This is a genomic window from Amycolatopsis sp. DSM 110486, assembly GCF_019468465.1.
Lineage (GTDB): Bacteria > Actinomycetota > Actinomycetes > Mycobacteriales > Pseudonocardiaceae > Amycolatopsis.
In genome coordinates this window covers 7,653,335-7,672,747 of the sequence record NZ_CP080519.1, presented here as the reverse complement: position 1 = coordinate 7,672,747, position 19,413 = coordinate 7,653,335, and the positions used below count along the sequence as shown (strand labels likewise).

Here is a 19,413-nt window from a genome sequence, read left to right as displayed (position 1 = left end):
CTTACGCGGGATCCGGCTGGGCCAGCGCCAGCACCGTGCGCGCACGCTCGACCATCGCGACATCGAGGAACGTCCCGTCGGCCAGCGCGATCGCCCCGACCCCGGCCGCCGTGGCGTCGGCGACGCGCGCGACGACCTCACTGGCCCGCGCCACCTCCTCCGCGCTCGGCAGGAACGCGGCGCGGATCGTGGCGAGCTGGCCCGGGTGGATCGCCGTGCGCCCACGGAACCCGAGCGCGCGCCCGGCCCGGCACGACGCCGCCAGCCCTTCAAGGTCGCGCACGTTGGTGTAAGCCGACATCGCCGGCGGCGCCAGCCGCGCGGCCCGCGCCGCCACGATCACGCGGCTGCGCGCCCACGTGAGCCCGGCCTCGTCGTCCACCCCCAGGTCCGACCGCAGATCCGCCTCCCCGAGCCCGATCGACGCCACCTGCGGCGAAGCGGTCGCGATCTGCAACGCCCGCTCCACCCCCAGCGCCGACTCGATCAACGGGTGCAGCTCCCGCCCCGGCAACGCCGCCGCGAGCGCCAGCACCTCCTCGGCCGCCTCCACCTTCGGCATCCGCACCCCGACCGCCACCGGCAGCCCCGCGAGCGCCGCCACGTCCGCCTCGTGCCACGGCGTGCTGGGGTGATTCACGCGCACCTGCACCCGGCGCCCCTCGGGCAGGCCGGCCAGCAGCCGCACGACGTTCTCGCGCGCCTCGTCTTTGTGCGCCGGCGCCACAGCGTCCTCGAGATCCACCAGCACCACGTCGGCCTCCGACGCGAGCGCCTTCTCCACCCGATCGGGCCGGTCGGCCGGGGCGTAGAGGAAGGTCAACGGCGGGGTCGCGCTCATACCGCTCCCCCGTCCCGAAGTTCGGCGATGCGCTCCGCCGAGAAGCCCAGTTCCTTCAGCACGGTGTCGGTGTCGGCGCCGTGGGGGCGGCCGGTGAAGCCGATGACGCCGTCGTTGTCGGAGAGACGGAAGAGCGGGCCCTGCATGAGCATCGGGCCGAGCTCGGGGTCGTCGATCTCGTGGATGGTGCCGAGGGCGCGGAACTGGGGGTCGGCGACGATGTCGGCGGCGTCGTAGATGGGGGCGACCGCGGCCTGCGCCTCTTCGAACGCGGCGACGACCTCGGCGCGGCTGCGCTGGGCGATCCAGCCGCCCACGGCGTCGTCGAGCTCGTCGGCGTGCTGCGCGCGGTCGGCGCCGCGCGCGAACCACGGCTGGTCGGCCAGGTCGGGCCGGCCGACGAGCCGCACCACGCGTTCGGCCACCGACTGCGCGGAGGTGGACACGGCGACCCACTGCCCGTCGGCGGTGCGGTAGGTGTTGCGCGGCGCGTTGTTGATGGACCGGTTGCCCGTGCGCGGCTGCACCGTCTGAAGCTGGTCCCACCGCGTGATCTGCGGGCCGAGCATCGCGAGGATCGGCTCGATGATCGCGGTGTCCACGACCTGCCCGCGCCCGCTGGTGGCACGGGCAGAAAGCGCGACCATGATCGCGTAAGCCGTGGCCAGGGAGGCGACGCCGTCGGCGAGGCCGAACGGCGGGAGCGTCGGCGGGCCGTCCGGCTCGCCCGTGGTGGCGGCGAACCCGCTCATCGCCTCGGCGAGGGTGCCGAAGCCGGGGCGCGAGCGGTACGGGCCGAACTGGCCGAACCCGGTCACGCGCGCTAGCACGAGCCGCGAGTTGCGGGCGGAAAGCTCGTCGTAGCCGAGGTTCCAGCGTTCCAGGGTGCCCGGTCGGAAGTTCTCGATCACCACGTCGGCCTCGGCGGCCAACGCCAGGAACACCTCACGCCCGCCTTCGCTGCTGAGATCCGCGGTGACGGTCCGCTTGTTGCGCCCGAGCGTTTTCCACCACAGGTTCACCCCGTCTTTGGCGACGCCGTGCGTGCGCGACGGATCGGGGCGGCTCGGGTGCTCGACCTTGATCACCTCGGCACCCATGTCACCCAGGTGCATCGCGGCCATCGGGCCGGCGAAGAGCGTGGACGCGTCCACCACCCGCAGCCCGGCCAGGGCGCCACCGGCGGAATCCCGCGACGTCGTCATGCCGTCACCTCCCAAGCGCAGCGGAACCCGACCGTCGCGGCGCGCGCGAGACCCAAACCGGGCAGCAGGAGCTTCACGCTGACGTCGGGGGCGTGGCGGCCGCCCTCGACGTACCACTCGGAGCCCTCGGCCCGATAGTCACTGCCGCCCTTGAGCATCACGAAGCGGGTCCGCCCGTCGGAGTGCTCGCTCTCGGTCCAGTTCCACAGGCTTGAATTCCACACGGCAGGCTCGCCGCGGCTCTCCCCCGCCAGCTGCCACTCGTCCTCAGTGGGCAGCCGGCCGCCGCGCCACGCGCAGTACGCGCGGGCGTCTTCGATGTCCACAAAGGTCACGGGCTCCTCGGGATTGTCTGGCACGCCGTCGATCCAGTGCGCGAGGAACCGGTGCCCGTACGCGGGCCGGTAGCCGGTGGCGGTGAGGAACTCGGCGAACTGCGCGTTGGTGACCTCGGTGGCCGCCACCGCGACCGAGGTCGCAAGCGAGCCGTCACGCTGGAGGGTGCGGGCGTCGTGCAACCGCGGCGGGAGGGGCTTCCACTCGTCGACGTAGGGCGCGCCCTGGTACATGCCGGTTTCGCGGGCCTGGTAGCGGACGGTCAGCACGTACGGCCCGGCCGGCACCGTGACGGCGTCCGCTTCGGGTTCGCCAGTGGTCCTTTGTGTACTGACCCGTTCCGCGATCCGGTGCGGGAAACGGAAGTGCGCATCGTGGGGCGTGGACTTCAGCGCGTCGAGCAGTTCCGGCAGCCACGCGGGTTCGGGAGTGCCGTCGGCCAGGTGCAGCACCGCGCCGATGCCACGGGCCGGCACGCCGCCGAGCAGGTCGAGGACCTTGCCGGGCCCGGCGGGCAGCAGCTCACCGGTGTAGTCCGTCTCGCCGCGGTTGACGAGTGTCCACAGTGTCACGCCGTCGAGCCCCCAGCCGGACGCATAGACGCCGGCGGCCTCAGCCTCGGGCGTCAGCTCGGCGAGCGGGGTCCACTCGCCGCCCAGCAGCAGGTCGCCGGCCGCGCGCTGCACGGTCACCATGCGCCGCACGGTCGCGGCGTCGCGGGCGGACCAGCCGACCCACACGCCGAAAACGACTTCCCACACCATCACGCCGACGCCGTTGAGCCACGCCGACTGCAGTTCCTCGGAGTGGTCGCGGTGCCAGCGGCGCACGTGGTGCTGCATGTGGCGCCGCTCGTACCAGTGCGCGCGCAGCACGCCGGGCACGGGCGAGTCGGCGAAGAACTGGGCCCACGACGCCGTGTGGTCGGCGATGCGCTCGACCGGCAGCTTCGACTCGCCCTCCAGCACGATCCCGGGGCGCGCGGCTTCGAGCCGTTCGACGAAGCCCGGCTCGGCTTTCTTGAGCGTGTCGAGGAAAACGCCGTCGGCTTCGAAGTCCGCGACGAGGGCCGCCAGCTCGGTGAGGTCGTCCGCGCCGCGGCGGGTGCCGACGTCCCACGGGTTGTAGTCCACGAACACGTGCAGGCCGGCGTCGTGCAGCGCCTTGACGAGCTCGGCCAGGCCGGGGACGTCGCGGTAGTAGTCCCACTGGTTGCGGTCGTCGAGGCCGATCACGGGGTAGGCGTGCCAGAGCACCACGGCGTCGAGGCCACCGAAGCGCTCACGGGCGTCGGCGAGGAACACCTCGGGCGTGAACTTGTGCTCGGCAAAGGAGTACAGCAGCTCGTCCCACAGCCAGACCTGCGCGACGGTGTGGCACCGAGCCGCCCACACGGCGCCGGGGCGCTCGTAGGCCTCGCCGGTGTAGTCGTGGCGCCGGCGGGAATCCTCGCGCCACTCACGCAGGCGGGCGCGCCACGCGGGCCGGTCGGCGGGGTCACTCGGTGCGGCGAAGATCTTGGCTTCGTCGAGCGCCGCGAGCTGCTCGCCGGTGAGCGCGGTCAGGGGAACCTCGGCCGGCCGGTCGATCGGGCGCGGCACGAGCGGGTCGAACGGGGTGGTCATCGCACCTTTTCTCCGGCCGCGAGAGCCGCGACCTCTTCAGCGGTGGGAACGGCGGCCTGCGCGCCAGGCCGCGTGACGGCCAGCGCACCGGCCACGCACGCGAGCCGCGCGGCGTCGGCGAGAGGCCGACCCTCGGCGAGGCCGGCGGCGAGCACTCCGCAGAATGTGTCGCCGGCCCCGGTGGTGTCCACTGTGGTCACCCGGATCCCGGGCACCCGCACGGGTTCCCCGGCGCGTTCGGCGACGAGGCAGCCGTCGCCGCCGAGCGTGACCACGACGGCGGGCACGCGGTCGAGCAGGGTTTCGAGGCCGCCGAGGTCGGCGGCTTCGTGCTCGTTGACCACGAGCACGTCGAGCGCGGCCCAGACGTCGGCCGGCAGTTCCCGCGACGGCGCGGCGTTGAGTACGAACAGCGCGCCCGGCTTGCGCGCGGCCGCGGCGGCGCGCACCACCGCGAGCGGGATCTCCAGCTGTGCCAAGACCACGTCGGCCGTCGCGATCCGCGCGGCTTCCACCTCGCCGATCCGCACGCGCTCGTTCGCACCCGGCGCGACGACGATCGCGTTCTCGCCGTCCGGTGACACCGTGATGAACGCCGTGCCCGTGGCCGCTTTCGTCCGCGCCACGAGGTCGGTCCGCACGCCCGCGCCGCCCAGCGACAGCAGGATCAGATCCCCGGCCTCGTCCTCGCCGAGCGCGCCCACGAACGTCGTGTGCGCTCCCCCGGCCAGCGCGGCACCCACCGCCTGGTTCGCACCCTTGCCGCCGGGGCTGCGCCGCAGCCGCCCGCCGAGGATCGTCTCCCCGGCCCGCGGCGGCCGCGGCGCGTCGACGACCAGGTCGACGTTCGCCGACCCGACCACCACGACACTTCCCGTCACGACACACGCTCCCGGCAACCGACGATCCCTGCCGAGACCGCGAACCGGCGCGCCCTCACGACACACGCTCCGCGAGCGCGACGGTCCGAGCCGCCAGGTCGGTGATCTTCTGCTCGCCACCGGGTAGGGACGTCGCGATGCGGCCGTCCAGCGGCGTCACCCACTGCTCGCCGATTCCCTGCACACCACGCAGAGCGCCGACCACGCCGCCGACCGTGGCGGCGGCCGAGTCGGTGTCCCAGCCCGCCGTGACGGCGATGGAGACGCTCGGGCCGAACTCGCCGGCGCCCTTGGCCAGCGCGTAGGCGATCACGGCCGCGTTGCCGAGCACGTGGACCCAGTGCAGGTCACCGTAAGCGGCGTGGAGGCGGTCGAGGCCGGTGCGGAGGTCACCGGACGAAGCAGCCGCGCGGCCGAGGCGCACCGCCTCCGCGAGGCGGCTGCCCGGCGGGATCACCGTGGCCGCGGCATCGAGCACCTCGTCCACCGTGTCGCACACCATCGCCGCCGAGGCCAGCGCCGCGGCCCACATGGCGCCGTAGACGCCGTTGCGGGTGTGGCTCAGGCGGGCGTCGGTCCACGCGAGACCGGCGGCCGCGCGCAGGTCGCCCGGGGAGACCCAGCCGAACAAGTCCGTGCGGATCAGCGCGCCGATCCACTCGCGGAACGGGTTGAGGTGTGTCGCGGTCTCGGGCACCGGGCGGGCGTCGAGGATGTTGCGGTAGGCCGCCCGCTCGGCCGTGAACACCCGGCCGGCCGGGAGGTTGTCGAGCCACAGCTGCGCGACGTCCTCGGTGGTGAACCCGCGCCCGCGCGTCTCGAGCAGGGTGAGCGCGAGCATCGGGTAGTTGAGGTCGTCGTCCTCGGGCATGCCGTGGATGTTCTCCTCGAGCGACGTCGGCGCCGAGCGCTTGTTCCACGGCCACCGCGCCGCGACGTCCGCGGGCAGCCCGACGGCGGTGAACCACTTCTCGAGCGGCCACCGGTCCGTGGCGCGCAGGATCTCCTCGATGCCCTCGCGCGGGATCTTCTCCACCGGCTTGCCCAGCAGGCACCCGGCTGCGCGCCCGGTCCACGCGCCGAGCACCCGCCCGTCGCGCAGGCCCGGCGGCAGGTCCGGCGCGGCCGGCAGCGTGGCGACGATCGCGTCCCACTCGTCCGGCTCGTCGGGCGCCGGCGCGGCCGGGACCGCCGCGAGCTCGCCGAGCAGCGTGCGCGCCAGAGCCCGCAGGGCGGGCGGCGCCGGGTTCGGCCCGGCGCCGCTCACGGCGGGGACGGGGTCGCCGCCCGCCGCCACCCAGCGCATCCGCACGTCCGCGGTGTCGCGACCCTCCACAGAGGACTGGACGAGCTCGTGCGCGAGCAGGTCCTCGGGCTGGGCCCAGGTCAGCCTCACGCCCGCGCCTCCACGGCGAGAGCCCCGTCGAGGCCGTCCAGCGCCTTGACGCGAGCCTGCGCCCGCTCACGGTCGGCCCGCATGATGTCGGTCGCCGCCGAGGCCAGCACGCGGCCGGTCTCGACGATGTCCATGCGACTGGCCTCGCCGATCGGGTCGAGCCACTCCGCCGGCACGACCTCCGCGCCGCCGAGGGCCGCGCAGATCGCCCCGGCCATGGCGGCGATCGAGTCCGCGTCGCGACCGTAGTTCACGGCCGCGAGCACGGCACCGCGGAAGTCGCCGCGGTGCGCGAGCACGAAGGCGAGCGCCGCGGGCAGCTCCTCGATGGACTTGGTCCGCGACGGACGCCGCGCGTCCAGTGACATCTGCCGGTACTCCGGCCCCACGGAGTCGAACGGCGCCACGACTTCCCGCACCTTGCGGGCCAGCGCGCGTTCCTCCTCGTCGGTGACCGGCGCCGCGGTGGTCCCGCCGAAGGCGTCGATCACCGCGCGCAGAGCCACCGCGGTCCCGTCGTGCGCGAGCTCCAGCGCCGCCGCCGTCACGTCGTCGAGCGTCGCGCCCGGGGCGGCCGCGGCCGCGACCAGCGCCGCGAGGACGCCGGCCGCTTCCCGGCCGTAGCTCGACTGGTGCGCGCCCGTGAGGTCGATCGCCTCGGCGTAGGCACCGCGGGGGTCACCCGCGTTGACCACGCCCACCGGCGCGACGTACATCGCCGCACCGCAGTTGACGACGTTGCCCACGCCCGCTTCGCGCGGGTCCACGTGTCCGTAGTGGAGCCGAGTGACGATCCACTTCTCCGCGAGGAACACGCGCTGCAGCAGCAGCGCCGTGGACTCCAGCTCCGGCACCCACTGCGGTGCGCCGATCATCAGCGGCACGAGGTCTTCGGCGACCGCGAACGCGTCGAGGTGTTCGCGGCGCTTCGCGTAGACCTCCACGAGCGCCCGCGTCATGAGGGTGTCGTCGGTGATGTGCCCGTCGCCCTTGTGGTACGGCGCGATGGGACGCGCGTCGCGCCAGTTCGGGTACCACGGGCCCACGATGCCGGTCACGCGGCCGCCGTGGCGTTCCTCGATCTGCTCGGGGGTCCACCCTTCGACGGCCCCGCCGAGGGCGTCACCCACGGCCGCGCCGGTGATCACCGCGACGGCCCGGTCTTCCAGCCAGGTCAAGAGAATCCGCTCCTGTTCTCGTTCAGTTGGTGGTGACGCTCTTCCAGCCGTTCTGCAGCTGGGTCGTCAAGCCGTTGGCGTCGATCTTCTGGGCCAGGAACTGCTGGTACGCCGGGGTGGCGATGGTGTCCTTCCACTGCGGGTACTTGCTGGCGAACAGATACGGCGCCGAAGTGATGTACTGGCCGGAGGCGAGGATCTGGTCCCAGCCGGTCTTGCTGGCGAGCTTCGTGGCCAGCGCCTGGCGCGCGGAGTTGGTGGGCGGGATCAGCGCGTCGGCCTCGTTCATGGCGGCCAGGTTGTCGGTGTTGGTGAAGTAGTCGATGAACTCGGCTGCTTCCTTGACGTGCGCGGAGTCCTTGTTCACCGACAGCGTCTGCGGGCTGGCGGCCTGCGCGGGACCGGCGGGGCCGGCCAGCGGCGGCAGCACGACCCAGTCGAAGCCCTTCGGCGCGTCCTTCGCGATGTTGGCCGCCTGGTAGGAACCCTGCACGGTCATCGCGGTCTGGCCCGCGTAGAACGGCGCCAGCGCCTTCGAACCCGACTGCGTCAGCGTGACCGGGAGGACCGAGTGGTCCTGGTACGCCATCTCGTCGACGAGCTTCGGCAGCGCCGTCTCGCCCTCGCCCACCGTCAGGTTGGCCTGGTCACCGGTGCCCTGGAAGTACTTGCCGCCGAAGCCGGGGGCCAGCGCGACGAACGCCGCCGTCGGGCTCGACAGGCCCCAGCCGAGGCCGTAGGTGCCGCCCTTGGTCGTGGCCTTGGAGATCTGGCGCAGCTGGTCCCACGTCATGGTCTTGCCGGTCGGCACGGCGACCCCGGCCTGCTGCAGCAGCTTCTTGTTCGCGAAGACCACATAGGACTGCACCTCGGTCGGGAACGCGACGACCTTGCCGCCGAACGTCACCGAGTCCAGCACGCCCTTCTGGAAGTCGTCGTGCTTGGCCTGCGACAGGTACGGCGTGAGGTCGGCGAGGTAGTCGTCCTCCGCGAACGGCTCGATGCCCGCCGCCTCGTAGTGCACGATGTCCGGCGCGGTGCCGGCGTTGAACTGCGTGATCAGCTTGTCGTAGACGCTGTCCCAGCCGGCCTGCACGATCTTGACCTGCACGTCAGGGTGCGCGGTGTTCCAGGCGCCGACGATCTTCTGCGTCTCGGCGATCGCGGCCGGCTGGTCGGACAGGGACTGGAACGTGAGGGTGACGGGGCCACTCGCGTCACCGCTGCCGCTGCCGCACGCGGCGACGAGCAGGGCGGTGACCATCAGGCTGGCCGCAGCCAGCAGGCGTCGTGTCTTCATCGACCGACCTTTCGGGGATTTCTGTTGGGGGATCAAGGGTTTCGCGGGGTTCGGGCGGTCAGGGGTCATCCCTTCACAGCCCCGGCCATGAGCCCGCTGGTGAGCTTCCTCCGCAGGATGCTGAAGAAGACGATGCTGGGGATCGCGGCGAGCACGGCCCCGGCGGCGAGCGGTCCGAGGGCGGTTCTGCCCTCGCCGCCCACGAACGTGTTCAAGGTGATGGGCAGCGTGTAGTTCTCGGGCGACTGCAACAACACCAAGGCGAAGAAGAACTCGTTCCACGAAGACACGAAGCTGAACATCGCCGTCGCGACCACGCCGGGGGCCAGCAGCGGGAAGACGATCGTGCGCAGCACGGTGAACCGGCTCGCGCCGTCCATCGCGCCCGCTTCTTCGAGCTCCGTGGGGATCGCGGCCACGTACCCCTGCAGCATCCACAACGCGAACGGCAGCATGTACGTGGTGTGCACGAGCGTGAGCCCGACGAGGTTGTCGGCCAGCCCGAGCGTCCGCAGGATCAGGAACAGCGGCAGGATGATCAGCACCACCGGGAAGACCTGGCTCACCAGGATCCAGCCGACGCCGGCGATGCGGACCTTGCCCTTGAGCCGGGCCAGCACGTAGGAGGCCGGCACGGAGATGATGATCGACAGCACCGTCGAGGCCAGCGCCACGAGCAGGCTGTTCCACGCCGAGTGCAGAAGTCCTTGACGTGTCAGGGCTTCGGTGTAGTTCTCCCAGTGCCACTCCTGCGGCAGCAGGCTGACCGTGAGCGAGTTGAGCTCACCCGAGGACTTCACCGAGGCCGACATCAGCCACAGCAGGGGGAACCCGAGGAACAGGATGTACAGCGCCAGGGCCACGTACTGGGCCGGACGAACGAGCAAGCGCATGGCTCAGCGCCCCTTTTCCGCGCGGTCTTCGGTGCGGAACTGCGACCGCAGGTACACGGCGAGGATCAGCACCACCACGATCACGACGACGAGTCCCATCGCCGCGGCGTAGCCGATCTCGCGGTTCTTGAAGGCTTCCAGGTAGATGAACAGCACCGGGACCATCGTCTTGCCGCCCGGCCCACCGGCGGTGAGCACGTAGACCAGCGAGAACGAGTTGAAGTTCCAGATGAAGTTGAGCGAGGTGATCGACGTGACGATCGGGCGCATCGCCGGCCACGTCACGGCCGTGAACTTCCGCCACGCGCTCGCGCCGTCGACCGCCGCGGCTTCCAGCAGCTCGCCGGGGATCTGCTGCAGCCCTGCCAGGAGCGTCACCGTGGTCTGCGGCATCCCGACCCACACGCCGACGACGATCACCGCCGGCAACGCCGTGGAGAAGTCGCCGAGCCAGTTGATGTCGCTCGGCAGACCGACCGCGCCGAGGAACGCGTTGAGCGGCCCGCCGTTGGCGGAGTAGATCATCTGCCACATGATCGCCACGACCACGGGCGGCATCGCCCACGGCACGAGCGCGAGCACCCGCGTGAGCCCCTGCAGCTTCAGGCCGGAGTTGAGCAGCAGCGCCAGGCCCATCGCCGCCGCGAGCTGCAGCAGCGTCACGCCGACGGTCCAGATCATGCCGATCCGCAGCGAGTCCCAGAACAACGCGTTGCCGCCGAGGCGCGCGAAGTTGTCGAGGCCGGCGAAGCTGTAGTCGGGGTGGCGCACGAGCCGGGCGTTGGTGAACGCGAGGAACACGCCGACCACGAGCGGCGCCACGCTCAGCACCAGGATCGGGATCAACGACGGCAGCACCAGCGCGATCGCCTCACGCCTGCGCGTGCGCGCCATCGGCTTCACGCGCTTCTTGGACCGCGGGGCCGGCGGCTGCGCGGTGCCGCGCTTCGGCTCGGTCAGCGACGGGGTCGTCATCGGTCACCTCGCTCGGTCCCGGTCGTCCCGGTGGTCACAGTCGGGTCGGTGGTCCCGGGCGCCGGCCGTTCGCCGGCGGAGGACCGGCCCGCAGCCGGACCTTTTTTCATGGGCACAAGCCGCATGAGTACAAGCCGCACTGTCATCGCTCACCCCGTTCGGTGGCCGTTGTGGTGGATTCGCGCACCACGAGCTCCGCGCCGACCGACACCTGCTGGGCCGGCTGGTCGGGGTCGTCGGCGAGCTGCAGCATCAGGCGGGCCGCGGCGCGCCCGCGTTCGCTCGCGCCGAGGGACACGCTGGTGAGGCTGGGCTGGAAGACGCGGCCGATCTCGGTGTCGTCCATGCCCGTCACGGCGACGTCCTCGGGCACGGACAGGCCCAGCTCCCGCACGGCGCGGATGGCGCCGATGGCGAGCAGGTCGTTGGCCGCGACGAGCGCGTCGAGCTGCGGTGCGCCCTCGGGCACGCGCGCCAGGATCCGGCGGGCGGCCTCGAGGCCGGCGCCGACGGTGAAGTCCTCGGCGGTCTCGCGCTCGATGCGCTCGGCCGCGAGGTCACCGGCGTTGACCGCGGCGTCGAAACCGCGCTGGCGCGAGGCACCCGGCGTGGTGTCGGCCGGACCGTTGAGGAAGCCGATGCGGCGGCGCCCGATGGCGCGCAGGTGGCGCACCGCTTCGCCGATCCCGCCCGCGGAGTCGGTGGACACGGAGCTGATGCCGCGGTCGTCCATCGCGCGCCCGATCACCACGACCGGCACGGGAGCCTGCTGGATCTCGGTGATCAGGCCGTCGTCGGTGCGCAGCGGGCTCACGATCATGCCGTCCACGAAGCCGCTGCCCAGGCTGCGCACCAGCTCGATCGTCGAGTCGGAGGTGTCCCCTGTCGACATGACGACCACCCGGTAGCCGTGGGGCGCGAGCACCTCGTGGATCGCCCGCATCATCTCGACGTAGACCGGGTTGCCGATGTCCGCCACCGCGAACGCGACCTGGAACGTCTTCTTCATCCGCAGCGACCGGCCGATCGCGTCGGCGCTGTACCCGAGCTCCTCGGCGGCGGCCCGGACGCGCTCGACCATCGCCCTGCTCGCGCCCACCCCGTGCAGCGCACGGGAGGTCGAGGCCAGGGACACCCCGGCGCGCTCGGCCACCTGGATCAGCGTGGCCCGTGTTGACGTCATCGTCGCTCAAACCTCGGTAGTGGTCTGTGTCGGCTCACGATTTGGAAACGTTTCCAAGTTCGCGATCCGAGAGTTGGAAACGTTTCCAACGGGATTAATCACGATAGTGCACCCCGCAGAGCCGCCGTGTCAACCAGCGGTACACCACACCGCGACCTCCGAGCCCACACGACAGCCGCGACCTGCGGCTCGGCGGTTTTCCGGGCACGAAAAAAGGGGGCGGAGACCGCGGTCCCCGCCCCCTTCTCCAACGTCACCGGGAGCCCGAGGGCCCCGCGTCACACTCAGACCAGGTCGTACCGGTCCAGCATCATGACCTTGTCCCACGCGGCCACGAAGTCCTTCACGAACTTCGCCTTGGCGTCGTCCGCGGCGTAGACCTCCGCGACGGCGCGCAGCTCCGAGTTCGACCCGAAGAGCAGGTCGACGCGGCTGCCGGTCCACTTGACCTCGCCGGTGGCGCGGTCGCGGCCCTCGAAGGCCTCGCCGTCCTCCGAGGCCGTCTTCCACTCCACGCCCATGTCGAGCAGGTTGGCGAAGAAGTCGTTGGTCAGCGCGCCCGGCGTCTCGGTGAGCACACCCTGCTTCGACGCCTGGTAGTTGGCGCCCAGCACGCGCAGGCCACCCACGAGCACGGTCATCTCGGGCGCGCTCAGGTCGAGCAGGTTCGCGCGGTCGAGGAGCAGGTACTCGCTCGGCAGGCGGTTGCCCTTGCCGCGGTAGTTGCGGAAGCCGTCGGCCTTCGGCTCGAGCGGCACGAACGACTCGACGTCGGTCTGCTCCGCCGTCGCGTCGGTGCGGCCCGGGGTGAACGGCACGGTGATCTCGACGCCCGCGTCCTTCGCGGCCTTCTCGACAGCAGCCGCCCCGCCCAGCACGATCAGGTCGGCCAGTGAGATCTTCTTGCCACCCGACTGGGCGCCGTTGAAGGCCTCCTGGACACCCTCGAGCGTGGTCAGCACCTGCGCCAGCTCGTCCGGGTTGTTGACCTCCCAGCCGCGCTGCGGCTCGAGGCGCAGGCGGGCACCGTTGGCGCCGCCGCGCTTGTCACCGATGCGGAACGTCGAGGCCGACGCCCACGCGGTGGAGACGAGCTGCGCCACGGTGAGGCCCGAGTCGAGCAGCTTGGCCTTGAGGTCCGCGACGTCGGCGGCGCTGACCAGCTCGTGGTCCACGGCCGGCACGCGGTCCTGCCAGATGAGGGCCTCGTCCGGGACCAGCGCGCCGAGGTAGCGCTGGACCGGACCCATGTCGCGGTGGGTCAGCTTGTACCAGGCGCGGGCGAAGGTGTCCGCGAACTCCTGCGGGTTCTCGTAGAAGCGGCGCGAGATCGGCTCGTAGATCGGGTCGAAGCGCAGCGCGAGGTCCGCGGTCAGCATGCCGGGCGCGCGGTTGAGCTCACCGGTCTCGGGGTCCGGCACGGTGTTCGCGGCCGCGTTGTTCGCCGGCTTCCACTGGTTCGCACCACCGGGGCCGGTTTCGAGCTCCCATTCGTAGGTGAACAGGTTGTGGAAGAACCAGTTGCTCCACTTGGTCGGCGTCGGGGTCCAGGTGATCTCGATGCCGCTGGTGATCGCGTCGCGGCCCTTGCCCGAGCCGAAGCTGTTCTTCCAGCCCAGGCCCTGCTCCTCGAGCGGCGCGCCCTCGGGCTCGGCGCTGACGAACTCGTCGGCGTCGGAGGCACCGTGGGTCTTGCCGAAGGTGTGACCACCGGCGATCAGGGCGACGGTCTCTTCGTCGTTCATCGCCATGCGGCGGAAGGTCTCGCGGATGTCGCGGCCCGAGGCCACCGGGTCCGGGTTCCCGTTCGGGCCTTCGGGGTTGACGTAGATCAGGCCCATCTGCACGGCGGCCAGCGGCGCCTCGAGCTCGCGGTCACCGGTGTAGCGCTCGTCGCCCAGCCAGGTGCGCTCCGGGCCCCAGTACACGTCCTGGTCGGGCTCGTACACGTCGGCGCGGCCACCGGCGAAGCCGAAGGTCTTGAAGCCCATGGTCTCCAGGGCGCGGTTGCCCGTGAAGATCATGAGGTCGGCCCACGAGATCTTCTTGCCGTACTTCTTCTTCACCGGCCACAGCAGACGGCGGGCCTTGTCCAGGTTGCCGTTGTCCGGCCAGCTGTTCAGCGGCGCGAACCGCTGCATGCCGGCGCCCGCGCCGCCGCGGCCGTCTTCGATGCGGTAGGTGCCGGCGCTGTGCCATGCCATGCGGATCATGAAGCCGCCGTAGTGGCCGAAGTCCGCGGGCCACCAGTCCTGCGAGGTGGTCAGGACCGCGTCGACGTCGCGCGCCAGCTCGTCGAGGTCGACGGTCTGGAACTCCTTGCCGTAGTCGAAGTCCTCGTCCATGGGGTTCGCCACGGCCGAGTGCTTCCGGAGGATCGAGAGGTTCAGCTGGTTCGGCCACCAGTCACGGTTGCTGCCGCCCTCGGTGGGGTGCGCGAAGCGCCCCGTGTGGACGGGGCACCCGCCCGCGCTCTCCACGTTCATCTCGCCGACTTCGGCGTTGGGGGTGTCAGACACGGGAATCCTTCCGGGAATCAGTGTGGGTAACGGTGTTGCAGTCGGGGCACAGGCCCCAGTAGATGACCTCGGCCTCGTCGATGACGAAACCGTGGTCGTCGGACGCGGTCAGGCAGGGCGCGGCGCCGACCGCGCAGTCGACATCGGCGATCGCACCGCACGACCGGCACACGACGTGGTGGTGGTTGTCCCCCACCCGTGCCTCGTACCGCGCGACCGAGCCCTCGGGCTCGATCCGCCGCACGAGACCTGCGGAGGTCAGGGCACCCAGGACGTCGTAGACGGCCTGGTGGGACACCTCGCCGAGATCCGCGCGCACGGCACCGATGAGCGACGCGGTGTCGGCGTGGGGATGATCGTGCACCGCGGACAACACCGCCATCCGAGGACGCGTCACCCGCAGAGCCGCTCCGCGAAGCATGCGCTCGAAGTCCGAAGTCGTTGGCACGCCTGGCAGTGTGCCGCAGCTTCTGGAATCAATCAAGAATGACTCGCCGTCGTGAACCTGCCGGATGACCCGCTCTCACCGTCACACGCTGCGGGGTCGCCGTAAACTTACAGTCACAGAAACTTCTCGCGAACCCCGGGTGAGCGTGCGAGTTTCCGCCCTTGGTGGCCACTCTGGACGTTGGGGCGCCGGAACTCGTGCGGCGCGAAGTCCGTGCCGGTTTCGTACTCGCCGGGCGGTTCAGACGTCCTTCGAGGTGTCCTTCACCGCCGGACGCCGCGGGCGCGCGAAGCTGCCGAGGCCCGACTCCAGCAGCCGGGCGGCGCGGAGCACGTCGGTGGTCACGGCGCCGCGGATCCGTGCCGGCGTGCGACCCGCGTCGACGTGCTCGGCGAGGCTGCCGAACTGCACCCGCCACAGCCCGACGAGCGCCGTCGCGGCGAGCTGCGGCTCCGGGTCGGCGGTGGCCAGGCCCGCGCGCACGGCCAGCAGCTGCGCGGCGCCGTCGGCGAGCTCGTCGAGCAGGTCGCGCTGATAGGCGGCCAGCGCCGGCGTGGAGCGGACCAGCTCGCCGTAGCGGCGGAACCCCGCTCCCGCGGCGCGGCGGTCGTGCTGGTCGGCGAGCCAGCCGGTGACCGCGGCCAGCTCGCCGGCGAGGATGCGCAGCACGGCCTCGACGGGCGTGCGGGCCGGGTCGCCGAGCTCGGCGCGCAGTGCGGCGAGGGTCGCGTCGGGCCGGTCGAGGATGAGGGATTCCTTGGCCGGGAAGTAGTTGAAGACGGTCTTCTCCGACACGCCACAGGCCTGCGCGACGTCGGCGACGCGCACGGTGTCGAAGCCGCGCGCCAGGAAGAGTTCCGTGGCGGTGTTGACGAGCAGGCGGCGCGTCTCGCGCTTCTTGCGCTCGCGCAGGCCCTCCGCGGGAGCCTCGTCCCGCGGTGTCCGCAACGCCGCCCAGTCGACCCGCCGTCCGCCCACGAAACCGAGAATAGCTTGAGAACACGGCATTTCCCGCGAGTCAGCGGTGCGGCACGCTGCCCCGCACGGCCCACGCCCGCGCGGTGAGGGTGATCGTGCCGTCGGCGGCGATCGGCAGCCGGGCGCGCAGCAGGTCGCGCAAGGCCCGGCGGTGGTGTTCGGGCAGCCGCACGGCGTAGGCGGGCGCCGGGCCCTGCCCGCCGAGGAACGGCAGCCAGTAGTCGTCGAAACCGGCGAACGCGGTGCGCACGCCGACCGCGCGCACCACCACGCCGGCCAGGCCCGCGTCCGTCCACAGTCGACTCAGCGGATCCGGGCGGCACAACGGAAAGCGGCGGCCTTCGTCGAGGTCCGCGACCACCGGGTCGAGCTCGGCCGCGGCGTCCCAGAACCAGCGCATCAGCTCCATGCCCTCGGCGTAGTCCCACACGTACGCGGCCACCACTCCCCCGGGCTTCACGGCCCGGACCCACTCGGCGACCGCCCGGTGCGGGTCGGGCACGAAGTTGAGCGCCAGCCCGCTCACGGCGGCGTCGAACGCGTCGCCGGCCACGGGCAGCGCCTGCGCGTCGCCGACCACGAAGCTCGCCCGCCGGTCGGCGGCCAGGCGGCGGGCGTGGGCCACGAACGGAGCGGCCTGGTCGACGCCGAGGACACCGGCGGGATCGGCCGTGGCCAGCACCGCCGACGTCAGCGCGCCGGTGCCGCAGCCGACGTCGAGCCAGCGCGCCCCGGGCGGCACGACCGTGCCGTCGAGGAAGGCCGCGGCGACGCGGCGGCTCCATCGGCCGACGTACCGCTCGTAGGCCTCGCCCGACGACCAGTCGCTCATCGTCCGAACCTACGCCGCCGGCCGGGCACCCGCGCCCGGGCGAACCGCGTGGCACGGCCCGCCCGGGTCGGCCGGGCTCAGGTGAGGTTCACGCACGCCCGGCCGAGCAGCACGTCGACCAGCGTGTGGGGGCCGCACGCGAGCTGGAGGTGGAAGTCGGGAACGGTGGGGTTGACGGGGTTGTAGATGGCGGGCGCCGGCGTGATCGAGCCGCAGTAGCCGCCACCCGCGAGGTCGGCGCTGCGGCCGTCGGCGCTGAGTGTGGCGCCGCCCTGCGGGACGAACCCGCCGACGACCCACGTGGCGGCCAGCACGAAGGCCGTGCCGGCGAGGTCGACCCGGCCGACACCACTGGCCGCGTGGTCACACGACCCGGCCACCGCGTAAGGCATGGACTCGATGACGAAGGGCCCCGGCTGCACGGCCGATCCGGTGCTGGTGGCGAACGTGACGTCGTTGATGTCGACCAGCAGGGTCGCCGGGTCGATCCGCACCCGGGTGAACGTGGTGCGGACATTCGTGCCCTGTGCCACGCCACCGACTGTGTATTGCGAGAAGTTGGGGGCGGTGAGCGTGATGTATTCCCGCGGCGTCCCGGCCATGTCGTGACAATAGACGGGAACGAGGTGGGATCCGGTGTTCAGCACATAGTTCCCGTCGCCCGCGATCGGCAGCAGGGCGCGGATCGCGGCACAACTGCTCGTGCCGGCAGCCACCGGCGGTTGAGCCACAGGCCGCGCCGACGCAGGAGTCACAGCAAGCCCGGTGAGGACCAGAACTGCAACCGCGACAACAATTCTTCGAAACATGAAACCTCATTCCCTCAAGGATGTGGCTGAATGATTAGACGGCGAAAAATCAAATCAGGCGATAGACCATGCGGGTCACTCGCGAAGAGGCCGAGCCACCACCGAAGCCGAATTACGACATTCGAGAACCGGACTGACGCGTTCGGAGGCAATTCACCGGAACCACACGGCGAAATACTCGCGAATGAGCACTCAGCCCAGGTGCACCGGAACGGGCCGCGGAGAATTTCACCTCGAACGGATGACGGGTCGCAGTGGACGCGGTACACCCGGGGCGGACAGGGCGGTCACAACCCGGCAGCGGGCCACGCTCGCGTCTTTACATTTTGCTTCGACTTGTCAATCTGGGTGTACATCACCTACCGTCTTGTCAACCACGTCGGACAGCGTCGTTGACGGAGGAGGACGAGATGAGCGAAGTCGCGGGGACGGTGCCCGCCGGTTCGACCGAGTCGTGGACGGACCACAAGCGATACCTGTGGCTGATCGGGCTCGTGGTGCCCTCACTCGCGTTCCTGGCGATCGGGCTGCACGCGGCCACCGGCTGGGGCGTGTGGTTCTGGATCGGGCCGATCGTGATCCTCGTGATCGTGCCCGTGATCGACCTCGTCGCGGGGCTCGACCGCAGCAACCCGCCCGACGACGTGCTCGAACGGCTGGAAAACGACCGCTACTACCGCTGGATCACCTACCTCTTCCTGCCGATCCAGTACGTCGGGTTCGTGGCGGCGTTCTGGCTGATCGGGCGCGGCGACCTCAGCGTGGTGGACAAGATCGGGCTGGCCGCGTCCATCGGGTGCATCGGCGGGATCGGCATCAACACCGCCCACGAGCTGGGGCACAAGAAGGAGAGCCACGAGCGCTGGCTGTCGAAGATCGCGCTGGCGCAGAGCTTCTACGGCCACTTCTACATCGAGCACAACCGCGGCCACCACGTCCGCGTGGCCACGCCCGAGGACCCCGCTTCGAGCCGCGTCGGCGAGAGCTTCTACCGCTTCTGGCCGCGCACGGTCGGCGGCTCGCTGAAGTCGGCGTGGCGGCTGGAGCGCAAGCGCTACGCCCGGCGTGCGAAGCACCCGTTCCGCATCGGCAACGACGTGCTCAACGCGTGGCTGATGTCGGCCGTGCTGTGGGCGGCGATGCTGGTGTGGCTCGGGGTCGGGATCCTGCCGTACCTGCTGATCCAGGCCGTGGTGGGCTTCTCGCTGCTGGAAGTCGTGAACTACATGGAGCACTACGGGATGCTGCGCCGGCGCGTGGGCCCGCCGGATCGCCGCCGCCACGAGCGCGTGGACCCGAGCCACAGCTGGAACTCCAACAACATCGCCACCAACGTCCTGCTCTACCACTTGCAGCGCCACAGCGACCACCACGCCAACCCCACGCGCCGTTACCAGACGCTGCGGGACTTCGCCGAATCGCCGGCGCTGCCCACCGGGTACGCCGGGATGATCGTGCTGGCGCTGGTGCCGCCGCTGTGGCGGCGCGTGATGGACCCGCGCGTGCTGGCCCACTTCGACGGCGACATCTCCCGCGCCAACATCCAGCCGCGCAAACGCGGCAAGGTCCTGGCCCGGTACGGCACCCGCGTGACGGCCGAACAGCCGACCACCGCCGACACCCGCGGCGACGCGGCCGAAGGCGGGATGTGCCCCGGGTGCGGCTATGTCTACGACGAACAGCGCGGCGATCCGCGCGAGGGTTTCCCGGCCGGCACGCCGTGGTCGGCGATCCCGGACTCGTGGTGCTGCCCCGACTGCGGCGTGCGCGAGAAGGTCGATTTCGTGGCTCCAGGAAGGGTGGGTGCGTGATGCGGATCGAGGCGAACCGCGAGCTGTGCGCGGGGTTCGGCATGTGCGAGGCGATGGCGCCGGACTTCTTCGAGGTCGGTGACGACGGCACGGTGGTGCTCCTGGAGGAGAGTCCCGCCGAGCAGCACCGCCTGGACGTGACGGCCGCGGCCGACGCGTGCCCGGTGCTCGCGCTGAAGGTGCGGGACTGAAGATGCGTTCTC

Annotated in this window: 17 protein-coding genes; 2 read left to right on the top strand and 15 right to left on the bottom strand. The window is 71.4% G+C overall.

The features are described 5' to 3' along the window. Nucleotide 1: 1 nt before the first annotated feature. The 15 genes from K1T34_RS37180 to K1T34_RS37110 all read right to left on the bottom strand — a co-directional run bounded on the left by K1T34_RS37180 (nucleotide 2) and on the right by K1T34_RS37110 (nucleotide 17,399). A complete protein-coding gene (locus K1T34_RS37180; RefSeq protein ID WP_220239401.1) occupies nucleotides 2-841 on the bottom strand; it encodes a CoA ester lyase in 840 nt (279 codons plus the stop codon). Continuing rightward, nucleotides 838-2,046: a CaiB/BaiF CoA-transferase family protein gene (locus K1T34_RS37175; protein WP_220239400.1), complete on the bottom strand. Its 1,209-nt coding sequence runs from the start codon at nucleotides 2,044-2,046 to the stop codon at nucleotides 838-840. Before K1T34_RS37175 ends, K1T34_RS37180 begins: the two co-directional genes overlap by 4 nt. Further along, a complete protein-coding gene (locus K1T34_RS37170; RefSeq protein WP_220239399.1) occupies nucleotides 2,043-4,007 on the bottom strand; it encodes an SUMF1/EgtB/PvdO family nonheme iron enzyme in 1,965 nt (654 codons plus the stop codon). Before K1T34_RS37170 ends, K1T34_RS37175 begins: the two co-directional genes overlap by 4 nt. Next, nucleotides 4,004-4,888, bottom strand: a complete 885-nt coding sequence (locus K1T34_RS37165; RefSeq protein ID WP_220239398.1) for a ribokinase — start codon at nucleotides 4,886-4,888, stop codon at nucleotides 4,004-4,006. The genes K1T34_RS37170 and K1T34_RS37165 overlap by 4 nt, the downstream gene beginning before the upstream one ends. 55 nt (nucleotides 4,889-4,943) lie before the next feature. After that, nucleotides 4,944-6,284 (bottom strand): ADP-ribosylglycohydrolase family protein, encoded by a 1,341-nt coding sequence (locus tag K1T34_RS37160; RefSeq protein ID WP_220239397.1) that lies wholly within the window; start codon nucleotides 6,282-6,284, stop codon nucleotides 4,944-4,946. Continuing rightward, nucleotides 6,281-7,462 (bottom strand): ADP-ribosylglycohydrolase family protein, encoded by a 1,182-nt coding sequence (locus tag K1T34_RS37155; RefSeq protein ID WP_220239396.1) that lies wholly within the window; start codon nucleotides 7,460-7,462, stop codon nucleotides 6,281-6,283. The genes K1T34_RS37160 and K1T34_RS37155 overlap by 4 nt, the downstream gene beginning before the upstream one ends. Nucleotides 7,463-7,484: 22 nt before the next feature. Then, nucleotides 7,485-8,762, bottom strand: a complete 1,278-nt coding sequence (locus K1T34_RS37150) for an ABC transporter substrate-binding protein (protein ID WP_220239395.1) — start codon at nucleotides 8,760-8,762, stop codon at nucleotides 7,485-7,487. Nucleotides 8,763-8,827: 65 nt separating this feature from the next. After that, nucleotides 8,828-9,655 carry a carbohydrate ABC transporter permease gene (locus K1T34_RS37145; protein WP_220239394.1) on the bottom strand — a complete coding sequence of 276 codons (828 nt, stop codon included), beginning with the start codon at nucleotides 9,653-9,655 and terminating at the stop codon, nucleotides 8,828-8,830. Nucleotides 9,656-9,658: 3 nt separating this feature from the next. Continuing rightward, nucleotides 9,659-10,630 carry a carbohydrate ABC transporter permease gene (locus K1T34_RS37140; RefSeq protein WP_220239393.1) on the bottom strand — a complete coding sequence of 324 codons (972 nt, stop codon included), beginning with the start codon at nucleotides 10,628-10,630 and terminating at the stop codon, nucleotides 9,659-9,661. Nucleotides 10,631-10,772: 142 nt separating this feature from the next. Beyond that, the gene (locus tag K1T34_RS37135) at nucleotides 10,773-11,813 is read right to left on the bottom strand and encodes a LacI family DNA-binding transcriptional regulator (RefSeq protein WP_220239392.1); all 1,041 of its coding nucleotides are present in this window, start codon (nucleotides 11,811-11,813) and stop codon (nucleotides 10,773-10,775) included. A gap of 284 nt (nucleotides 11,814-12,097) precedes the next feature. Next, nucleotides 12,098-14,332 (bottom strand): catalase/peroxidase HPI, encoded by a 2,235-nt coding sequence (gene katG / locus K1T34_RS37130; RefSeq protein ID WP_220239391.1) that lies wholly within the window; start codon nucleotides 14,330-14,332, stop codon nucleotides 12,098-12,100. Continuing rightward, nucleotides 14,325-14,780, bottom strand: a complete 456-nt coding sequence (locus K1T34_RS37125) for a Fur family transcriptional regulator (RefSeq protein WP_220239390.1) — start codon at nucleotides 14,778-14,780, stop codon at nucleotides 14,325-14,327. The genes katG and K1T34_RS37125 overlap by 8 nt, the downstream gene beginning before the upstream one ends. A 240-nt stretch (nucleotides 14,781-15,020) precedes the next feature. Continuing rightward, nucleotides 15,021-15,758: a TetR family transcriptional regulator gene (locus tag K1T34_RS37120; protein ID WP_255637820.1), complete on the bottom strand. Its 738-nt coding sequence runs from the start codon at nucleotides 15,756-15,758 to the stop codon at nucleotides 15,021-15,023. Between the two features lie 40 nt (nucleotides 15,759-15,798). Then, entirely contained in the window at nucleotides 15,799-16,590 is a 792-nt protein-coding gene (locus K1T34_RS37115) for a class I SAM-dependent methyltransferase (protein ID WP_220239388.1), read from the bottom strand. 77 nt (nucleotides 16,591-16,667) lie between these two features. Then, the gene (locus K1T34_RS37110) at nucleotides 16,668-17,399 is read right to left on the bottom strand and encodes a GON domain-containing protein (RefSeq protein WP_220239387.1); all 732 of its coding nucleotides are present in this window, start codon (nucleotides 17,397-17,399) and stop codon (nucleotides 16,668-16,670) included. Between the two features lie 410 nt (nucleotides 17,400-17,809). Here K1T34_RS37110 and K1T34_RS37105 point away from each other — a divergent pair, with 410 nt between their 5' ends. Then, nucleotides 17,810-19,210 (top strand): fatty acid desaturase, encoded by a 1,401-nt coding sequence (locus tag K1T34_RS37105; protein WP_220239386.1) that lies wholly within the window; start codon nucleotides 17,810-17,812, stop codon nucleotides 19,208-19,210. After that, complete coding sequence (locus K1T34_RS37100; protein ID WP_220239385.1) at nucleotides 19,210-19,401, top strand: ferredoxin; 192 nt, start codon at nucleotides 19,210-19,212, stop codon at nucleotides 19,399-19,401. The genes K1T34_RS37105 and K1T34_RS37100 overlap by 1 nt, the downstream gene beginning before the upstream one ends. Nucleotides 19,402-19,413: the final 12 nt, after the last annotated feature.

Bases quoted from the DNA above. Each gene is read 5' to 3' on its own strand.
- K1T34_RS37180 (WP_220239401.1), bottom strand. From the start codon at position 841: ATGAGCGCGACCCCGCCGTTGACCTTCCTCTACGCCCCGGCCGACCGG.
- K1T34_RS37175 (WP_220239400.1), bottom strand. From the start codon at position 2,046: ATGACGACGTCGCGGGATTCCGCCGGTGGCGCCCTGGCCGGGCTGCGG.
- K1T34_RS37170 (WP_220239399.1), bottom strand. From the start codon at position 4,007: ATGACCACCCCGTTCGACCCGCTCGTGCCGCGCCCGATCGACCGGCCG.
- K1T34_RS37150 (WP_220239395.1), bottom strand. From the start codon at position 8,762: ATGAAGACACGACGCCTGCTGGCTGCGGCCAGCCTGATGGTCACCGCC.
- K1T34_RS37145 (WP_220239394.1), bottom strand. From the start codon at position 9,655: ATGCGCTTGCTCGTTCGTCCGGCCCAGTACGTGGCCCTGGCGCTGTAC.
- K1T34_RS37140 (WP_220239393.1), bottom strand. From the start codon at position 10,630: ATGACGACCCCGTCGCTGACCGAGCCGAAGCGCGGCACCGCGCAGCCG.
- K1T34_RS37135 (WP_220239392.1), bottom strand. From the start codon at position 11,813: ATGACGTCAACACGGGCCACGCTGATCCAGGTGGCCGAGCGCGCCGGG.
- K1T34_RS37115 (WP_220239388.1), bottom strand. From the start codon at position 16,590: ATGAGCGACTGGTCGTCGGGCGAGGCCTACGAGCGGTACGTCGGCCGA.
- K1T34_RS37110 (WP_220239387.1), bottom strand. From the start codon at position 17,399: ATGTTTCGAAGAATTGTTGTCGCGGTTGCAGTTCTGGTCCTCACCGGG.
- K1T34_RS37105 (WP_220239386.1), top strand. From the start codon at position 17,810: ATGAGCGAAGTCGCGGGGACGGTGCCCGCCGGTTCGACCGAGTCGTGG.
- K1T34_RS37100 (WP_220239385.1), top strand. From the start codon at position 19,210: ATGCGGATCGAGGCGAACCGCGAGCTGTGCGCGGGGTTCGGCATGTGC.